This window comes from Vibrio splendidus (assembly GCF_001557875.1).
Taxonomy (GTDB): domain Bacteria; phylum Pseudomonadota; class Gammaproteobacteria; order Enterobacterales; family Vibrionaceae; genus Vibrio; species Vibrio splendidus_F.
Genome location: NZ_LNRF01000001.1, coordinates 1,025,530 through 1,042,737, shown reverse-complemented (window position 1 = coordinate 1,042,737; position 17,208 = coordinate 1,025,530). Strand labels below are relative to the sequence as shown.

Sequence of the window (17,208 nt, the reverse complement as noted above, 5' to 3'; positions counted from 1 at the left end):
AAATATAGCTAAGATCAGCAATCTTACTGTTATCTAGTTTCTGTTCGCTAGCTAAGTAAAATCAAAAAGAGCGATAAGGCCAAATGCCCTATCGCTCTTTTTATATTCTATGCATTCTTCGGTTTAAGTAAGAATCCGAGCCTTCAAGCTCATCGTCATACCAAGAGCTCGTTATCCCAAGCTCTCGTCATCCTCGAGAAGGAGGAACGACTGAGTCGGGGATCTCTATACCCGTTATCGTTAATCACAGTTAACTCACGAACAACCAAACACCAACGCCCATCATCAACGTACCTGCAATACGGTTCATCAACTTAACGTTATCGGCTTTGCCCAGCATATGTTTTAAGCTCTTTCCACCTGTCGCGTACAGAGTCATGCAAACAAATTCAGAAGCTAAGATAATAGAAACCAGAATCATCAACTGAGGCGCTAAATCTTTACTGCTGTTGATAAAAGGAGGCAGCAGAGAAATCATAAACGCCCAGCCTTTCGGGTTTGCAATCGCAGTAACAAAGCCTTGAACCACCAAGTCCCAATCATTGCTGACTTTGGTTGTTTGATTATCAGTACTGATCGCCAGTTTTCCTCTTGAACGCCACATCTGTACACCCAAGTAGAACAAGTACCCTGCGCCCACAAACTTGAAGCCTGTAAACAGCCATGGGTAGTTCAGCATGATAGATGCGATACCCAATACCGCGGCAATAGAAACCACAGCGACACCAGCCAGTTCACCGATCATCATCCATAATGTACGCTTGTATCCAACACTCATTCCTAGCGTCAACGCCAAAGTCATACACATACCGGGCGTGATTGAAACAAAGAAAAACGTGGGAATAAAAGCCCAAAGTAGCGCGCTATCCATATTATTACCTTATCGACTTATTGTTATTTGAGTATTCAGCTTGTTGAGTTGTCTTTGTAAGGAGCGACCTTATATTTAGCGACACAACGAAAAAGAGCCACAATACAGTGGCTCTTTTTCAGTACCAACCGTAATTTTACTTACGACGGTTTTTAATTCGCTTCATCATAGTCAAACGACGTTCAGCGCTTGCTTGATCTTGTGGCTCTTCGTTCGCGTTGTTCTTACGACCCTGGCGGTTTTTGTAAGCCGATTTAGTGTTCAGCTTCTCGATGTAAGCATCACGTTTCTTCGGTTCATAACCCGGTTGTTCAACACGGCGAATACGCTGTTGAATCAATTTTTCAACTTGAACAACAGTCAGCTCTTCTTCGCGATTAACGAAAGAGATTGCGTGACCTTGTTTACCAGCACGACCTGTACGGCCAATACGGTGAACGTAATCTTCCGCTAGGAAAGGCATGTCGTAGTTAATTACATGTGGTAAGTCTTCGATATCAAGACCACGAGCCGCAACGTCTGTTGCTACCATTACACGAGCTCTGCCTTCTTTGAAGTCATCCAACGCACGACGACGAGCACTTTGCGCTTTATCACCGTGGCACAGTACTGCTTTAATGCCGTCTAGCTTAAGCTCTTTAACCACATCGTTCGCTGTTTCTTTGTAGTTCACGAACACAAGCACTTGGCGCCAGTTTTTACGGCCAATAAGCTCAGAAAGCAGTTCAGTTTTACGTTCTTGATCGACTGGGTAAACCACGTGACCGACAGTAGCAGCCGTTGAGTTTTCGCGCTCAACACTGATACGTTTTGGTTTACGCAGAATATCAACAGACAGTTGGTTTAACTGAGTCGATGTTGTCGCAGAGAACATCATGATTTGCGGTGATGTTTCTACATCCAACATGATCTTGCGAACTGCATTGATAAAGCCCATATCAAGGATACGGTCAGCTTCATCAAATACTAGAAATTCTAGGTTTGCGATAGACACGTTACCCGCTTCTAAGTGCTCTTCTAAACGGCCTGGAGTCGCAACCAAAATATCAACACCCAGTTCTAATTGACGAACTTGTGAAGACATCTTGTTACCACCGTAAACCGCAGAAACGCTTAGATCCGTGTATTTAACATAGTCTTTAATGTTTTGAGCGATCTGCGCAGCAAGCTCTCGAGTTGGAGCAAGAATAAGGCCGCGAGCCGTTCCTCTAGACGCCTTTTTACCGCTGTTCAAAAGGTGTTGGATAACAGGCAATGAAAATGCCGCTGTTTTACCCGTACCGGTTTGAGCAGTAGCAAAAATATCATGGCCTTTACGAGCCATTGGAATCGCTTTTTGTTGAATTGGAGTGAGTTTTTCATAACCACACTCAGTCAACGCTTTGACTAATTCAGGAGCAAAACCTTGAGAGGAAAATGACATTGTTACGGGTTCCTTAAGCAGACAGCCTACATTCTTATTTCAGCCGAGCACTATAAAGTAATTAGAGTGATTTATCTCACATTTATCGTGATATAACGCAAACTTTCTCATTTAATCTGGTGTTTACCCCTCCTTAAACGAAGTAAACACCGAGATCCTTAGTTCAAACAGCAAAAATAGCGCTATTTGATACCAGACAGCTTGAGAAGAATCTGCTCGAGATCGCCCCATGGCATGAGCTGCGAGTCGATCACTTCCAGTCGAGATTCAAAACCATCAAGCGAAATTTCGTTCACAGACACAACTTGATTCGCCACATTAAATGCGTAGCAACCTTGGTCGGTATTCACCACGGCTTTTACACGTTCAGCCGTTAGATCCGACAACATTGAGAATAGCGCATCGAAGTCAAATTTATGTTCTGCGCCAAACAGCCAACCGCAACTAAAGTAGCCCTGACCTTTATTCTCTTTTCGGATAAAGGCTTCACCGGGAGGAAGTTGGAATTGAGGCTCTTGTTCAGCGTGATCGTGGTGGTGAGCTTCAATATGAGATGAAGCACTGCCGTATACTCTTTCAATGTCCAACACTTCTAATGGCACTTCACCATCATGAATTAGCTTATGGAACACTTTGGCTGGCGTTTGATCCGTCACCCAATCATTAAACACATCGATATCTTCAGAATGAACAAGGTCAACCTTAGTACCAAGAATCACATCTGCACTGTCTAGTTGATCATTGAAATTCTGATTAGACGTGTATTTTTCATTGGATAAATTGCGTGGGTCAACCAAACCTAGTGTCGCTTTTAGATCAACATACGGCGTGTACTGCTCAGAAGTCAGTGTTGCAATCACTTGTTTAGGGTGACCAAGACCTGTTGGCTCAATCAATAAACGATCTGGCTTTTGGCGAAGTAAGGCATTAATACCTACCGACATAGGCACACCCGCAGTACAACACATGCAGCCACCCGGAACTTCTTTAATCAAAGCACCTTGGTCTGTCATCAATGCGCCGTCAATGCCGATTTCCCCGAACTCATTAACCAGAACAGCCCAGTTTTCATTTTCAGGTTTGTTTTTTAGCAGGTTCAAGATGGCTGTCGTTTTACCAACACCCAAGAAACCCGTAATGATGTTTGTAGGAACTTTTTTGGTCATATCAGTTCTCCTTTTTTAAGGAGTATATACACAATCACGGAGAAATTGACCCCAATCGCTTGTTTATACGGAGAATGATTTAAGCCAGAAGTTGTATGAGTGTCACTAGAAAGGGGGTAACGATGAAAAATGAATGCTCCAGACGGACTAAAGGCGTACTTACTCAGTACGCCTCACCCTCGTTACTCAATCGTGAGTTCGCGAATCAGGAAGCCTTAAATATCGACCTGAACATTTAACGAGGAACTAAAACTTTGTTTCTGAATCCATCCAAATTGTGTGTAAAACCTCACTTCTCCTTGCGGTTCGTTATGTTGCTTTACGATTTAACTATGGTTCATTTTTGGGGATATTCAAGCCACCACCAGAGAATCGATCAAAATTGTGACGGCGATTCCACAATTGCCCATAGATTCCATTTATGTAACACGTACATTCCATAAATGAAATTCAACTTTTCATCTTTGTTGCTATAGGATATGCAGAGGACGCGTATAATTTATGACAACCCCACCTTAACCCATTCAGGAGCCTTATCTCAATGACCAGAAGAGAGAAAATTAAGCAATCCTTATTAGCCAAAATGCCAAGGGATGCTATTAATCAATTTCTCTCAAGAGATAAGACCCCCGCTTCCGTTCTCTTTCTTTCTTGCATTGTTGGCGTACTTGCTGGCGTTGTTGGCACTTATTTCGAAGTTGCGGTTCATTTCATCACAGAAACTCGAACCGATTGGCTGAAAGATGAAATCGGTAGCCATTTACCACTTTGGCTTGCTGCTTTCCTTATTAGTGCTGCATTTGCCTTTATCGGTTATTTCCTCGTACACCGCTTTGCTCCAGAGGCTGCTGGCTCGGGCATCCCTGAAATTGAAGGCGCGATGGACGGCATGCGCCCTGTTCGGTGGTGGAGAGTATTACCCGTAAAATTCTTTGGCGGCATGGGCGCATTAGGTTCTGGAATGGTGTTAGGCCGTGAAGGACCAACAGTTCAAATGGGTGGCAGTATTGGTCGTATGGTCACAGATATCTTTCGAGTCAAAGATGATGACACTCGTCACTCGCTGTTAGCGTCAGGTGCTGCCGGTGGGTTAGCCGCCGCATTCAACGCACCACTGGCTGGCATCATGTTTGTAGTCGAAGAGATGAGACCACAGTTTCGCTACTCACTCATATCGATCAAAGCCGTCATCATCTCAGCGATTTCAGCCAACATTGTGTTTCGTTCTATCAATGGCCAATCTGCCGTTATCACAATGCCTCAATACCAACCGCCTGAACTGGATGCATTGTGGTTGTTCTTGTTGTTAGGTGTTTTGTTCGGCCTATTTGGTGTGATTTTCAATAAACTGATTACGCTTTCACAAGACCTGTTTGTAGCGATACACAAGAATGACCGTAAACGCTACTTGATGACAGGTACCCTACTTGGCGGTTGCTTTGGCTTGTTGCTGCTCTATATACCCGAATTAACTGGTGGTGGTATTGGTATCATCCCGAATATCACTAATGGCAGCTACAGTACCAACGTATTGCTATTAATCTTCTTAGGCCGAGTGATCACTACCCTGCTTTGTTTTGGCTCAGGTGCACCAGGCGGTATCTTTGCACCAATGCTTGCGCTAGGAACACTCTTTGGTTATGCATTTGGGCTTATCGCTGCGGCATTCTTTCCTGAACTGAATATTGAGCCGGGCATGTTTGCGATTGCTGGTATGGGCGCGTTATTTGCCGCCACCGTGCGAGCACCTATCACTGGTATTCTGTTGGTTATTGAAATGACCAATAACTACTACCTCATCCTGCCGTTGATCATCACCTGCTTAGGTGCTGTAATCATTGCTCAAATGTTTGGTGGGCAGCCAATTTACAGCCAATTACTCAACCGTACGCTGAAAAATGAGAAGCTAAGACAACAAGACCTCCCTCAGCAAGAGGAAGTGCGTTAATTACAAATGACTCATGAAACAAAAGCACACATTCAACGTGCTTAATCTCCCGATTCTGTATCAAAATCAAAAAAGCAAACGTTAAACTTGGTATCATCCACTCAAAATTAGTTGAGTGCCCTCAAAATCTATTGATGGGTGACCTACACACTCTAACTAAAACAAAAAATGCAATATTCTGTAATTAACTAAGTCGGAGTAAGTCGTTGAACTGGAGAAGATTGACCCAAGTAAAAAATGTGCCGCCATCTCAGGCGTCTTTAGCACTTGGCGTTATTGGGTTAGGACAAGCTTGGGCATTATATATCCCGGGTATTGGTGAGATCATTCGCCCCTACCTCGCTTCATTCGGCGCGCTATTATTGCTGCCTGTTTTACTCCGTTATCTAACGAGCTTTAATACCTTCCTTAATGACATTCGCCACCCATTAGTGGGTAGCTTAATGGCACCAATGAGCATGGCACTTCTGATTCTGTGCGACTACTTAGCCGAGATATCGCCAGTCATCGCCTACCCAGTTTGGTTCTGTGCGCTATTACTGCACTTTACCATGATGGTGTTGTTCTTTAGCTTTCAGATCATCAACTTCAAAATGTCGAACATTGTACCGAGTTGGTTTCTGTATCCAGTGGGTTTGATCAGCAGTTCTTTAGCAGGTACACAGTTCGGGCACACCGTCTTTTCAGAAACACTTGCGGCCACTTGTATTGGTATCTATTTCCTTATGCTGCCAGTAGTGTTGTACCGCTTGGTGTTCGAAGGTAATCTTCCTCGCAGAGCAAGACCAACACTCGCTATAATGGCGGCTCCGGTTAACTTATCTTTAGCCGCTTACTTGGTTAACTTCGACAACCCAGACCCGATTCTGACAGGCGCATTGGCTGGCATTGCTATCACCATGACACTGCTAATCTACTTGTGTTATATCCGTCTAATGCGTCTGAAGTTCCAACCTTCAATTGCTGCCGTCACCTTCCCATCCGTGATCAGCGCTATTGCCATGCATCGATTAACCACGTTTTTCGGCGCGGAATACCCACAATGGTATTGGCTGCACAAGTTCGGGTTCTTTGAGCTAACCATCGCCACCATCCTAGTAATTTGGGTTGCAGGTGGTTACGTGAAAATGTACTGGCCTGAGTTTTTTGATTCCGACTACATGTCCAAGAAGGTGAAACGTTCTTAGCGTTTACTTAATAAAACGCTGTTGTTTATCTGTGCAAGCAAGACTTATCTTCTAACTCCAAGCTCCAAGCTCCAAGCTCCAAAAATAACGCCATTTGTTACTTGTAACAAATGGCGTTATTAGTTCTCGCTAAATCAACTTTCGACCGTAATGTTTAATCGATCAAAGCACCGTATTCGTCAAAGAATGGATAAGGGCCATCACTATCTTCTATATAGCTGATATGAGAAACCACGGAACTCTCAGCTATTCTCAGAAGCTGTATCGCTTTAGGTTCTAATGAAAAAGACGAATTTGCCTTTGGGTTTAGATCTAATGTGACTGAATGACTATGAGAAGGCCCTACCCAAACTGGAATTGAATTCCAAACTGCCGTAATTGGTCGATGTAGGTGGCCAGCACAAATACCCAGAATATTGCTAAAAGGCTTAATGACTTCGTAAAATTCATCAGAATTCTGCAAGTTCTGCACATCCATATGATTCAAGCCTACGGCCATCGGAGGGTGATGGATGAACAACATTATTGGCCTATCTCGATATTGCTTTAAGACCAAACTAAGCCATTCCAAAGTATCCGCAGTTAAATATCCATAGGGTTTACCAAGAACTGAAGAATCTAATCCAACAAGTACCTTGTCATGGCTATCTTCGACAAAATTACAATATTCATCATGATCAAACGAAACAAGATTCGACAACCCTTGACGCAGATTATGCCTATCATCATGGTTACCAGGAATGACATATAACGGCATTTCGAATTTCTCTAGAGCTTCGTTAATCAGTCGATACTCTTCGAGCAAACCAAAGTCACCTAAATCACCAGTAACCACGACACAATCAGGTCTCGGGCTTAAGTCGTTAATATGATTTACAGCATCATATAAACATTTTAACGTATCAACTTTCTTATAGGCCGGCTTGCCCCCCTGCTTGATGTGCAGGTCTGTCAGCTGTGCAATTAACATAGTATTACTTCTTTAAAGGAATTAGCCGCTCGGGGGCGAACGAGATAGCGACAACTTGACCAATTTGATAATCAACTCGAGCAAAACAATCAACCATCAGAGTTCTGTTTTTCTGTAAGCCCGACAACGTTACGCGCGTACGGTCGCCAAGAAATACAGTGCTAATAACGGTTGCAGATAGTGCGCTGTTTTCATTAGTTACTTGCGTTAACACAATATCTTCAGGTCTTAGCATTACACTGATATCTTTATTAGTAGATACCTGTGAGAGAACTTGATCAGACAAAGTAATCTGTTTGCCTGTATCCAACATCAGTTGTCCGTCATCCACACTCCCTTCAAGTCGGTTCATTTGACCAATGAAATCGGCAACAAAGTTGTTAACTGGCTTTAAATAGATATCTTTTGCTGAACCAATTTGCGCAATTTCTCCATGGTCTAAAACCGCAATGCGATCCCCCATAGCCATTGCCTCTTCTTGATCATGAGTGACATATACCGCTGTAATGCCGAGTTTTTTTAAGAGATTTCGGATATCACCACGTAACCTTTGTTTCAACAGAGCATCTAATGCAGATAACGGTTCATCAAGTAAAAGAACATCGGGTTCAGTGATTATTGCTCGTGCTAAAGCAACACGCTGACGCTGTCCTCCAGAAAGTTGATGGATATTTCGACTCGCATATTTTTCTAAGTCGAACATGCTAAGCATCTCTTTTAGCTTTCTGGTTATCTCAGACGGAGCGACTCCACGAACCTTAAGCCCATAAGCAATGTTTTCGCTAACATTCATATTAGGGAATAGAGCATAAGACTGAAACACCATCCCAACTTTACGCTGTTCGATAGGCAAGCAAGTAACATCATGCTCACCAAACACAATCGTGCCGCCATTTTCATCAGCAAACTCTAGGCCTGCAATCATACGCAATGTAGTTGTTTTGCCGCACCCTGACGGACCAAGCAAAACTAAGATTTCACCCGCCTCAATTTTGAGATTTGTCGGCTTTAACGCCAAAGTTCCATCTGGGAATGTCTTCGTAATATTATTTAGCGAAATTTCCACGCCATTTTGTTGTTCTAACATATTGATTTTGATCTTAATTATTTGTCACTGGTTTCTTGTTCAACGCTTGAGCCAAGACCAATAGAGGGAGAATTAAACAAAGGAAAATAAGTGTGTACGCTGAACTTATTTCAAGTCGCATAGAAGCATATGAATCAGCAAGTCCAACGGGCAGCGTTTTCGTCAATGGCGTGTGTAGCATCCATGTCAGGTTAAACTCGCCAATAGACAAAGTGAGTGTCATCAACATGCCTGCAACAATGCCAGCCTTGCAGTTGGGAACAATCACATCAAAAAATCGCTGCCAAAAAGTTGCTCCAAGACTTGCAGCGCCTTCCTCAAGAACGCGGAAGTTAATACTCTGCAAAATTGACAGGACAGACTTAACCATGAAAGGCAGTGTGAAAATCACATGACCAACGAGGATAAACATCCAACTTGAACGGAAGTCAGTGAATCCTCCATACGCCAGAATCAAACCTAGCGAAATTGCCATCCCCGGAATTGCAATGGGCAGTGTAAGCAGCTCATCAAAAATAGAAGCCCATCGACTTTTACTCTTCGCAAGTACGTAAGCACAAGGTACGCCTATGACAACGTTGATTAACGTGGTTGCAATGGCTATTTGTAGGGTTAACCAAATCGTATCTGAATACAGTGCCCATACTTGTTCAACCCAACGAAATGTAAACCCACTTTTAACACCGACAAAATAGTTATTTGTAAGACCAGCGACTACCGACATAAACACCGGCACAATCAAGAATGCACATACCGTCAATGTGAAAAACAGCTGCATGTAAAAGTATTTGTCTTTTTTCATTATTATCCCCCCATCGCTGCAGATGCGTTGCCATGACGCTTAGCCAACGCCAAACAAAACCACGTCACTAGGCCGAGAATCAAACTCAGTGCAGCTGCCATTGCGAAATTAGCGTTGAGCGTAAATTCGGTATATATCGTCATAGGAAGAACGTTGATATTGGTCGCCAACGTAAACGCGGTACCAAATGCGCCCATAGATGTAGCAAAACAAATCGAACCCGAAGAAATTAGGCCCGGGGTTAACGCCGGAAGTGTCACATCTTTAAAGATCTGCCAACGATTTGCACCCAGGGATCGACCGGCTTCAAGTAAATTATGATCAAGCTTTTCCGCCGTTCCCATTACGGTCAATACAACCCGTGGAATAGAAAAATATAGATAACCCAAAAACAGCCCAGCCATCGTATAAGCAAACATCCAACGCTCGCCCGTCAACATCAATCCAAGCTGAGCGAAAAGCCCCTGCCGCCCTGAAAGCATGATGACAAAAAAACCAATAACAACACCTGGAAAAGCCAGTGGGAAGCTCAGCATAGCGACCAAGACCTGCTTACCTTTAAAGTCATAACGAGTCAAAAACAACCCTGAGATAGTCGCTATCGCTAAACTAACCAGTGTTACTAAAACAGACAGTCCAACTGTCGAAATCAAACTTTTTAAATAGATAGGTCTAGTTAAAATATGCCAGTAACTTATAGCGCCGCCATCCATTAGCGAAACCTTGATTAACTGCACGACTGGCAATAGAAAAAATGCACAGCTCACGGTGATGGCTGGCAAAATCAGAAATAAGGAAATACGATCATTTTTCATAGAGATATTGGCGGGTGTAACCCCGCCATCCAACATTTTGATAGGCTATTAGTTCACTTCTCGAATATACATATCCGCAAATGTAGATTGATTTTCAGACATTCTTGCGAAATCAACAGAACCTACTCGTTCGTACTCTGAAGCTGGGAGGAACTTACTTTGCGCCTCTTCGCTCATCACACCATCAATTACCGGGCGTAAGTAGGCTTCTGCCCATAACTGCTGGCCTTTTTCAGACAATACAAAGTCTAAAATCTTCTGAGCATTCTCTGAATTCGGAGCATTCTTCACTTTACTCATTACATAAGGAACAGCGATCGAGCCTTCCTTAGGAATAACAAAGGCTGCATTAGTAAAGTCGTTGTATTTTGCGCGATACGCATTGAAGTCATAATCGATTAAAATAGGGATCTCTCCAGAAATCACACGGGCATAAGAAGTTTGTCGAGGTACTATTGGACGATTCTTCGCTAACTGCTGAAAATACTTAATAGCTGGTTTGAAATTATCAATATCGCCCCCCATAGCTTCATTAACCGCTACAGCACTTGCGTAACCAACAAAAGCACTCGTTGGATCTAAATACCCAACCATGCCTCTATAATCAGGCTTTAACAGATCTTCCCAACTCGTCGGCACCTCTGCGCCATCAAGAGCATCAACATTCACAAAAAAGCCAATCGTTCCTGAGTGAATAGCAAACCAGTTCCCGTCAGGATCTTTCATACCTTCTGGAATCTGGTCCCAATTTTTAGGCTTATATGTATCAACAACGCCTTGTTCTGTTGCGTTAATACCAAAAGAAACACCGTAATAGACCACATCTGCAACTGGGCTATTCTTCTCTGCAACCAACTGAGATAAAGACTGGCCTGAGTTCTTATTATCCATAGGAACTCGGATACCCAACTCTTTATTAATTAACTGAAGTTGGCCTCCCCAGTTAGCCCATTCCGGTGGACAGTTGTAACAAATCGCATCCGACGCCTGCGCTTGAAAAGTGATGCCAACAAAACCAAGAATTAAGCTCGCTAATTTTCTAGTTTTTGATGACTTTTTAACTCGTAGTAATTGATGTGGTGCCATTATGTTCTCCAACGAATTTTCCATTAATTAAATTGGGTTATAACGGGAACCGCACCAAGCGATCCCTTCATTTGTAATTCATACTTCAACGCAAATTCGAACCGCTCGATTGAGCCTGCTTTTGCGTTAAACAAAATATCGACGGCCATTTTCCCCATATCGATATGAGGAACAGCCACAGTAGCCAAATTCGGACTCACTAATTGCCCAAGCCCCATACCATCAAAACCCACAACTGAAACGTCTTGTGGGATTCGTCTACCTGTACCCTTCAACGCATTTATTGTTTTCAGCGCGAGCAAATCATTGCTGCAAAACCAAACCGTAGGACCACACTCACCACTTAGTAACCTCATCTCAGAGTCAGTGAACGGGACAAGCTTGTTTTGGTCGACTTCAAGAAGCTGGCTTAATTCAACACCTTTCTCGTAGAGACCTTGTTTGAACCCTTCATAACGTTTTTTTGCACGGTCGGATGAGGCAAAGTGCCCTGTAATCATTCCTATTTTGATATGGCCATATTCTAGAATTTTTTGCGCAACATCCTTACCGGCCTGATAGTTATCAACGTAGACACAAGGTTCGTTTTCAACAGATTGGTTGTGAAGCAAACAGTAAGGAAACTTAAAACTGCGGAGTAATTCGAGTGCAGCATTATCAGACACATCGGCTATCGTTAGGATCACACCTTCCACTCTTTGACGGATCAGATCGATAGCGGCTTGTTGTTCTTGTTCACTGTTATATTGAGTGTCCAACACTATAGTCGAGTAGCCAAAATGCCGTGCGCGCTGCTGAATACCTGCAACAACTTCTGAAAATACGGGATTCAATAAACTCGGAATCAATACGCCAATCGTTGGGTTTTTATTTAACTCAAGAGCATGCGACTTCCTATCTATTCGATAACCTGTCGTATCGATGACGCGCTCGATCTTTTGAGCTGTAGCTGAAGCCACAGATCCGGGAGTGTTAACGAATCGAGAGACTGTCGCAGGGGAGACTCCCGCGAGAACTGCCACATCCTTGATATTCACTCGTTATCCCTACTTATCCCGTTAATTGATGAACGCAAGACTAGATGACGGGTATGACAGTTTTATTAATGAAACCAGGCAATATCTACACTTTTAGCCAATGTTAAAAGCACTTTCAAAACAAATAGCGACACTTTGATTCATGAAACAAATTTGTTTCACTCAATAACAAGGATTTTCTAATGATTTGTTTCTAGTGAAAAAAGTCATTTATAAAAGATGTAGGTCAATAAGATCAGCGTAAGACGATTCGACTAAATAGAATTGGGGATTTCGACGACTCAATCTAAATCGCATATTGCACAGCCATGACGAATACTATTTGAAGGGACGAAAACCAAAAAAGGCCTCACAATGTGAGACCTTTTGAGTAGGCAAGGTTTTTAATAGATCAGGCGAGTGTAATAGAACTCTCGAGAACTATTAGAAGTTAGCGTGAGGGCCGAATACTTCGTAGTGAACGCGTGAACGGTCAACTTTCAATGCATCTAGCTGCTCTACGATGTTCTTCATGAAACCAACAGGACCACAGATGTAGAAATCGCTCTCTTCAAAGCCTTTAGTAGCAGAGATAGACGCTAGATCCATTTGGCCTTGATGCGTGTTTTCACATGCAGATTCGTCTTTGTTCATGTACCACGTTTTCGCTTCCCAACCTTTGTCGGCAACAATATCTTTAACACGAGTCGTGAAAGAGTGTTGGCCTACGTTCTCACAAGCGTGAAGGTAAAGTACTGGCTCGTTTTTATCTTCCGTGTTTAGGAACTCAAGCATAGACTGCATTGGCGTGACACCAACACCTGCAGAGATAAGCGTTACTGGCTTGCTGCGCTCTTGATACATGAAGTCACCTGCTGGTGCGTATAGGCTAACTTCATCACCAATAGCAACCGTATCGTGTAGGTGGTTAGATACAACGCCTTGTGTCTCTTGGCCTTGTCCTTCACGTTTAACAGAAATACGGTATTGCTTGCCGTTTGGCTTATCAGACAGTGAGTATTGACGAATCTCACTGTATTGAGAGCCTTCCGGTTTTACTTCAATGCCGATGTATTGACCTGGTGTGTAATCCAGAACTTCACCGCCGTCTTTTGGCTGTAAGATGAAGCTTGTTACTAGCGCTGACTCTTCGATTTTGTCTGCAATCACAAACGCACGCGCTGCTTCCCAACCACCAACAGCTTGCTTACGCTGTAGGTAAAGTTCAGCTTCACGATCGATGAATACTTGAGCTAAGAATAGGTAAGCGGCTGTCCATGCTTCTTCCACTTCTGGAGTAAACGCGTCAGCAGCTAGTTCACGTAATGTTTCAATCAGGTGTAAACCAACAATTTGGTAGTGCTCTGGTTGAATGTTAAAGCTTGTGTGTTTCTGAGCAATACGTTCAACGGCTGTTGTTAACGCTGCTAGATTTTCAATGTTCTTTGCATATGCCGCGATAGCTTCAAACAGTGCTACGCCTTGGCGACCTGTTCTTTGGTGAGTCATATTGAAGATATCTTTCAACTCAGGGTTATGCGTGAACATACGTTGATAAAAATGCTGAGTTAAAGCTGGGCCTGCGCTTTCTAAAAGAGGAATCGTCGATTTGATGATGTTGATATGTAGATTGTTTAGCATTGATTTACTCCGAACACATAGCCTTTTGACCTTTCGTGTCAAATTGACTAGTTTATTTAAAGATGACTTTATACCAATTCTTTCTCAGTGAGCTCTTTGGCTACTATTTTTATGAGAATTACGTGGACTGATAAATTCGCATTAATTGATTCAAATCAATGATAGGTCAGTTATTCAGTCATATAGACAACACGTAATGGACACACTGCACAAACGGTGCCAACATGCGAAAGCTAGCTGTGTCTAGCATCCTTTCAAAAATCCACTTCAAAATTTAGTCAAAAAGACCTTTTTTTTGTGTCATAAAGACTCTACCATGTATAAAAATACAAACAGTATGAGCCTTTTATGCAAGATATTTCAGCATCCACTCTCATGGAAATGACCATTGGTTTAGCCAGCGGTGTAAACGATCAAGACCGTTTTAATCGCCTAATCGATGCCATTCGTAAAACCATAACGTGTGATTGCGTTGCGCTTTTAAGCCTTCAAGGCGACACGCTAGTACCCATCGCAATGCAAGGGCTCAGTCGAGATACATTCGGGCGCCGCTTTATCATTTCGGAACACCCGCGCTTTGATGAGATTTGCGCATCGCGCTCTCCTGTTCGTTTTGATGCTGATAGCCCATTGCCAGATCCTTTCGATGGCTTACTGATCGACCACGACGGCGATTTACCGATGCACGCCTGCATGGGTTTACCTCTGCTGTTTGGTGACAAATTGTTAGGAGTGCTAACCCTAGACAGCCTAAAACCTGATGTCTTTGCGAATATTCCAGCGCGTAACCTTGAGGTGCTGGCAGCTATTGCAGCGTCAACCATGCAGATGGCACTGACCTTCTCGCAACTTGAACATCAAGCAAAACAGTCAAAGCAATTACTGGAAGAATTGAACGTAGAAGCGTGGGAACGTGACGGCGGCGAGTTGATTGGTAACAGTGATACCATGGTCGCACTCAAGAACGACATCGCGGTTGTCGCACCGTCTGAGTTTAATATCCTGATTCATGGGGATACTGGTGTTGGTAAAGAGCTCGTGGCTCGTACCCTGCATCATCAATCTCAACGGAAGCGCAATCCGCTGGTCTACGTTAACTGTGCTGCTATTCCTGAGAACTTGGTAGAGAGTGAACTGTTTGGTCACGTTCGTGGTGCGTTTACTGGCGCAGACAAAAACCGCTTAGGTAAGTTTGCTCTAGCCGATGGTGGCACACTGTTCTTAGATGAAATTGGCGAATTACCCTTAGCTGCGCAAAGTAAGTTACTGCGTGCGCTGCAAAACAACGAAATCCAACCTGTTGGCCAAGACAATATCCAAACCATTGATGTTCGTGTTCTGGCTGCAACCAACCGAGACTTAAAGCAAGAAGTTGAAGACGGTCGATTCAGAGCCGATTTATACCATCGACTGAGTGTGTACCCTATCGCGGTGCCTGCACTGAAAGATCGTGGTGACGACATCAGCCTATTAGCTGGTTTCTTCTTAGAACAAGCGCGTCGTAAGCTTGGTATCAACCAAGTTAAGTTCCGCTCTGACGTTCTTTCTTTCCTAAACCGTTATGGTTGGCCAGGCAACGTTCGTGAACTTGAGCACGTGATCAGTCGTTCAGCATTGAAAGCATTGGCGCGTAGCACCAATAAAAACCTCGTGACAATCACTAAAGAAGATTGTGGTCCACTCGACCAAGATCAGCCGATTGCAACTACACAGGTGAAGAACACGCCATTATCAACACCAACGATTGACCTTTCTGCAGGGTTACGTGGTGCAACGGACGATTTTCAGCGCAGTATCATTACTGAGGTATTGGAAGATGCCAACTTTAACTGGGCACAAGCAGGACGAGTTCTGAAAACAGACCGAGCAAACCTGACTCGACTTTCTAAGCGTTTAGGGCTAAATGTGGCTAAGTCTCACACGATCGAACGGACAAAATAGATATTAGCGGTTTGTTGCGAGCATCTGACAAAACTTGTGTATATAATGCTGCAAATTGTAACGCTAATTTTAAATATGTAGAGAGAGTTATGAAGTTTATCCGTTGGTTCTTAGGTCGTGTCATCTTGTTATTGAACTTTGTTTTCAGCCCACGTGGTGTGAAGCGTTCTCAAGAAGAGCAAAGCAAAGTGAATGAGCAAGCAAAAACGCACACGTTATACCAATTCGAAGCATGCCCATTTTGTGTGAAAGTGCGCCGCGCGATGAAACGTCAGTCGGTTCAATTTGAACTTCGTGATGCAAAAAACAACGAGCAACACCGTGCAGAACTTGAAGTTGGCGGCGGTCGTGTGAAAGTGCCTTGTCTACGTATCGAAAAAGACGGCAAAACTGAGTGGATGTACGAATCTTCAGATATCGTGACTTACTTAGAAAAGCAGTTTGCATAAGCAATAAAACTACAAAAGCCAGATACAAAAAATCCCTCGAATGTGAGGGATTTTTTATGTCTGTTATCTAGCGCTAGTCGTTTTCAAATTAGGAGTGAAAGCTCAAATGACTACTTCGCGACAATCAGCATCAGCTCCACACGGCGGTTACACGCCTTGCCTTGCGCAGAGGTGTTTGTACAAGCTGGTACATACTCGCCAAAGCCTCGTGTATAAATGGAGCGGCTTGATACGTAGTTGCTCTCTAATCGAGCCTTCACTTCTTTTGCACGCTGCTCTGATAGCGGATCGTTGATACGATCTGTGCCCGTATTATCGGTGTGACCTTCAATCACCACATCAATATCTTGGCGCTGAGCAAGGTAGCTGCCTAACGTATCTAGCCATTGGTTATAAGCTGGTTCAGGGAATGCTGAACCTGTTTTAAAGTTCACTTGCTGCTCAAGCTTTACCATCACATGGTTACCCGGCAACACTTCAAAATCGATACGGTTTTGTCTTAGAAAGACTTCCAGTGGATCGTTAGTCGATACGCCACGTCCGTAGTTGGTAGTGATGGTGCTTTGTTGATGGGTGCTGCTCTGAATCGAGTATCCACGATTACTTGCTACATGAGTCGTTTGAACCACACCCCATTCAGGATGCATCAAGTCGTAATCGGTTTGCGGTGCAGTTTCTAGCATATCATCGCCCAACATGCCCGTTGGTAATGTCGTTTCACACCCTGCCAAAGCTATGCTTAACATTATCGCTAAATATCTCATTACTTCACCAACCACTCATGCAGATAAACCATTCACTAATGT

Annotated in this window: 15 protein-coding genes; 4 read left to right on the top strand and 11 right to left on the bottom strand. The window is 43.5% G+C overall.

Annotated features, from left to right (window positions below; genetic code table 11):
* Positions 1-250: 250 nt before the first annotated feature.
* From ATB74_RS04410 to ATB74_RS04400, 3 genes are all read right to left on the bottom strand, one after another.
* Entirely contained in the window at positions 251-871 is a 621-nt protein-coding gene (locus ATB74_RS04410) for a LysE family translocator (RefSeq protein ID WP_019821954.1), read from the bottom strand.
* Between the two features lie 136 nt (positions 872-1,007).
* A complete protein-coding gene (locus ATB74_RS04405; RefSeq protein WP_019821956.1) occupies positions 1,008-2,294 on the bottom strand; it encodes a DEAD/DEAH box helicase in 1,287 nt (428 codons plus the stop codon).
* A 182-nt stretch (positions 2,295-2,476) separates the two neighbouring features.
* On the bottom strand, positions 2,477-3,460 hold the full coding sequence (locus ATB74_RS04400) for a CobW family GTP-binding protein (RefSeq protein WP_061016803.1): 984 nt from the start codon (positions 3,458-3,460) through the stop codon (positions 2,477-2,479).
* A 541-nt stretch (positions 3,461-4,001) separates the two neighbouring features.
* Here ATB74_RS04400 and clcA point away from each other — a divergent pair.
* On the top strand, positions 4,002-5,408 hold the full coding sequence (clcA, locus tag ATB74_RS04395; RefSeq protein ID WP_060981214.1) for a H(+)/Cl(-) exchange transporter ClcA: 1,407 nt from the start codon (positions 4,002-4,004) through the stop codon (positions 5,406-5,408).
* 239 nt (positions 5,409-5,647) lie between these two features.
* Positions 5,648-6,595 carry a TDT family transporter gene (locus ATB74_RS04390; protein WP_061017733.1) on the top strand — a complete coding sequence of 316 codons (948 nt, stop codon included), beginning with the start codon at positions 5,648-5,650 and terminating at the stop codon, positions 6,593-6,595.
* 154 nt (positions 6,596-6,749) lie between these two features.
* On the opposite strand, the gene ATB74_RS04385 is transcribed toward ATB74_RS04390, so the two are convergent.
* The 7 genes from ATB74_RS04385 to hmpA form a co-directional block, all read right to left on the bottom strand.
* Positions 6,750-7,565 carry a phosphodiesterase gene (locus ATB74_RS04385; RefSeq protein ID WP_061016801.1) on the bottom strand — a complete coding sequence of 272 codons (816 nt, stop codon included), beginning with the start codon at positions 7,563-7,565 and terminating at the stop codon, positions 6,750-6,752.
* A 4-nt stretch (positions 7,566-7,569) separates the two neighbouring features.
* Positions 7,570-8,652 carry an ABC transporter ATP-binding protein gene (locus ATB74_RS04380; RefSeq protein ID WP_061016799.1) on the bottom strand — a complete coding sequence of 361 codons (1,083 nt, stop codon included), beginning with the start codon at positions 8,650-8,652 and terminating at the stop codon, positions 7,570-7,572.
* Positions 8,653-8,665: 13 nt separating this feature from the next.
* Entirely contained in the window at positions 8,666-9,454 is a 789-nt protein-coding gene (locus ATB74_RS04375) for an ABC transporter permease (RefSeq protein WP_061016797.1), read from the bottom strand.
* Positions 9,455-9,456: 2 nt separating this feature from the next.
* Positions 9,457-10,269: an ABC transporter permease gene (locus ATB74_RS04370; RefSeq protein WP_061017731.1), complete on the bottom strand. Its 813-nt coding sequence runs from the start codon at positions 10,267-10,269 to the stop codon at positions 9,457-9,459.
* 48 nt (positions 10,270-10,317) lie between these two features.
* Positions 10,318-11,355, bottom strand: coding sequence for an ABC transporter substrate-binding protein (locus tag ATB74_RS04365; protein WP_061016795.1), 1,038 nt, complete (start codon positions 11,353-11,355; stop codon positions 10,318-10,320).
* Positions 11,356-11,378: 23 nt separating this feature from the next.
* Positions 11,379-12,392 carry a substrate-binding domain-containing protein gene (locus ATB74_RS04360; RefSeq protein WP_061016794.1) on the bottom strand — a complete coding sequence of 338 codons (1,014 nt, stop codon included), beginning with the start codon at positions 12,390-12,392 and terminating at the stop codon, positions 11,379-11,381.
* A 423-nt stretch (positions 12,393-12,815) separates the two neighbouring features.
* Positions 12,816-14,012: an NO-inducible flavohemoprotein gene (hmpA, locus tag ATB74_RS04355; protein ID WP_061016793.1), complete on the bottom strand. Its 1,197-nt coding sequence runs from the start codon at positions 14,010-14,012 to the stop codon at positions 12,816-12,818.
* Between the two features lie 348 nt (positions 14,013-14,360).
* Between hmpA and norR the strand changes: the two genes are divergently transcribed.
* Positions 14,361-15,953 (top strand): nitric oxide reductase transcriptional regulator NorR, encoded by a 1,593-nt coding sequence (gene norR / locus ATB74_RS04350; protein ID WP_060981212.1) that lies wholly within the window; start codon positions 14,361-14,363, stop codon positions 15,951-15,953.
* 89 nt (positions 15,954-16,042) lie between these two features.
* On the top strand, positions 16,043-16,402 hold the full coding sequence (locus ATB74_RS04345) for a glutaredoxin family protein (RefSeq protein WP_060981211.1): 360 nt from the start codon (positions 16,043-16,045) through the stop codon (positions 16,400-16,402).
* Positions 16,403-16,512: 110 nt separating this feature from the next.
* Here ATB74_RS04345 and ATB74_RS04340 read toward each other — a convergent pair whose 3' ends face one another.
* Complete coding sequence (locus ATB74_RS04340) at positions 16,513-17,148, bottom strand: OmpA family protein (RefSeq protein ID WP_061016791.1); 636 nt, start codon at positions 17,146-17,148, stop codon at positions 16,513-16,515.
* Between the last annotated feature and the right edge of the window lie 60 nt (positions 17,149-17,208).

Bases quoted from the DNA above. Each gene is read 5' to 3' on its own strand.
- ATB74_RS04385 (WP_061016801.1), bottom strand. From the start codon at position 7,565: ATGTTAATTGCACAGCTGACAGACCTGCACATCAAGCAGGGGGGCAAG.
- norR (WP_060981212.1), top strand. From the start codon at position 14,361: ATGCAAGATATTTCAGCATCCACTCTCATGGAAATGACCATTGGTTTA.
- ATB74_RS04410 (WP_019821954.1), bottom strand. From the start codon at position 871: ATGGATAGCGCGCTACTTTGGGCTTTTATTCCCACGTTTTTCTTTGTT.
- ATB74_RS04370 (WP_061017731.1), bottom strand. From the start codon at position 10,269: ATGAAAAATGATCGTATTTCCTTATTTCTGATTTTGCCAGCCATCACC.
- hmpA (WP_061016793.1), bottom strand. From the start codon at position 14,012: ATGCTAAACAATCTACATATCAACATCATCAAATCGACGATTCCTCTT.
- ATB74_RS04380 (WP_061016799.1), bottom strand. From the start codon at position 8,652: ATGTTAGAACAACAAAATGGCGTGGAAATTTCGCTAAATAATATTACG.
- ATB74_RS04375 (WP_061016797.1), bottom strand. From the start codon at position 9,454: ATGAAAAAAGACAAATACTTTTACATGCAGCTGTTTTTCACATTGACG.
- ATB74_RS04340 (WP_061016791.1), bottom strand. From the start codon at position 17,148: ATGTTAAGCATAGCTTTGGCAGGGTGTGAAACGACATTACCAACGGGC.
- ATB74_RS04365 (WP_061016795.1), bottom strand. From the start codon at position 11,355: ATGGCACCACATCAATTACTACGAGTTAAAAAGTCATCAAAAACTAGA.
- clcA (WP_060981214.1), top strand. From the start codon at position 4,002: ATGACCAGAAGAGAGAAAATTAAGCAATCCTTATTAGCCAAAATGCCA.
- ATB74_RS04345 (WP_060981211.1), top strand. From the start codon at position 16,043: ATGAAGTTTATCCGTTGGTTCTTAGGTCGTGTCATCTTGTTATTGAAC.
- ATB74_RS04405 (WP_019821956.1), bottom strand. From the start codon at position 2,294: ATGTCATTTTCCTCTCAAGGTTTTGCTCCTGAATTAGTCAAAGCGTTG.
- ATB74_RS04400 (WP_061016803.1), bottom strand. From the start codon at position 3,460: ATGACCAAAAAAGTTCCTACAAACATCATTACGGGTTTCTTGGGTGTT.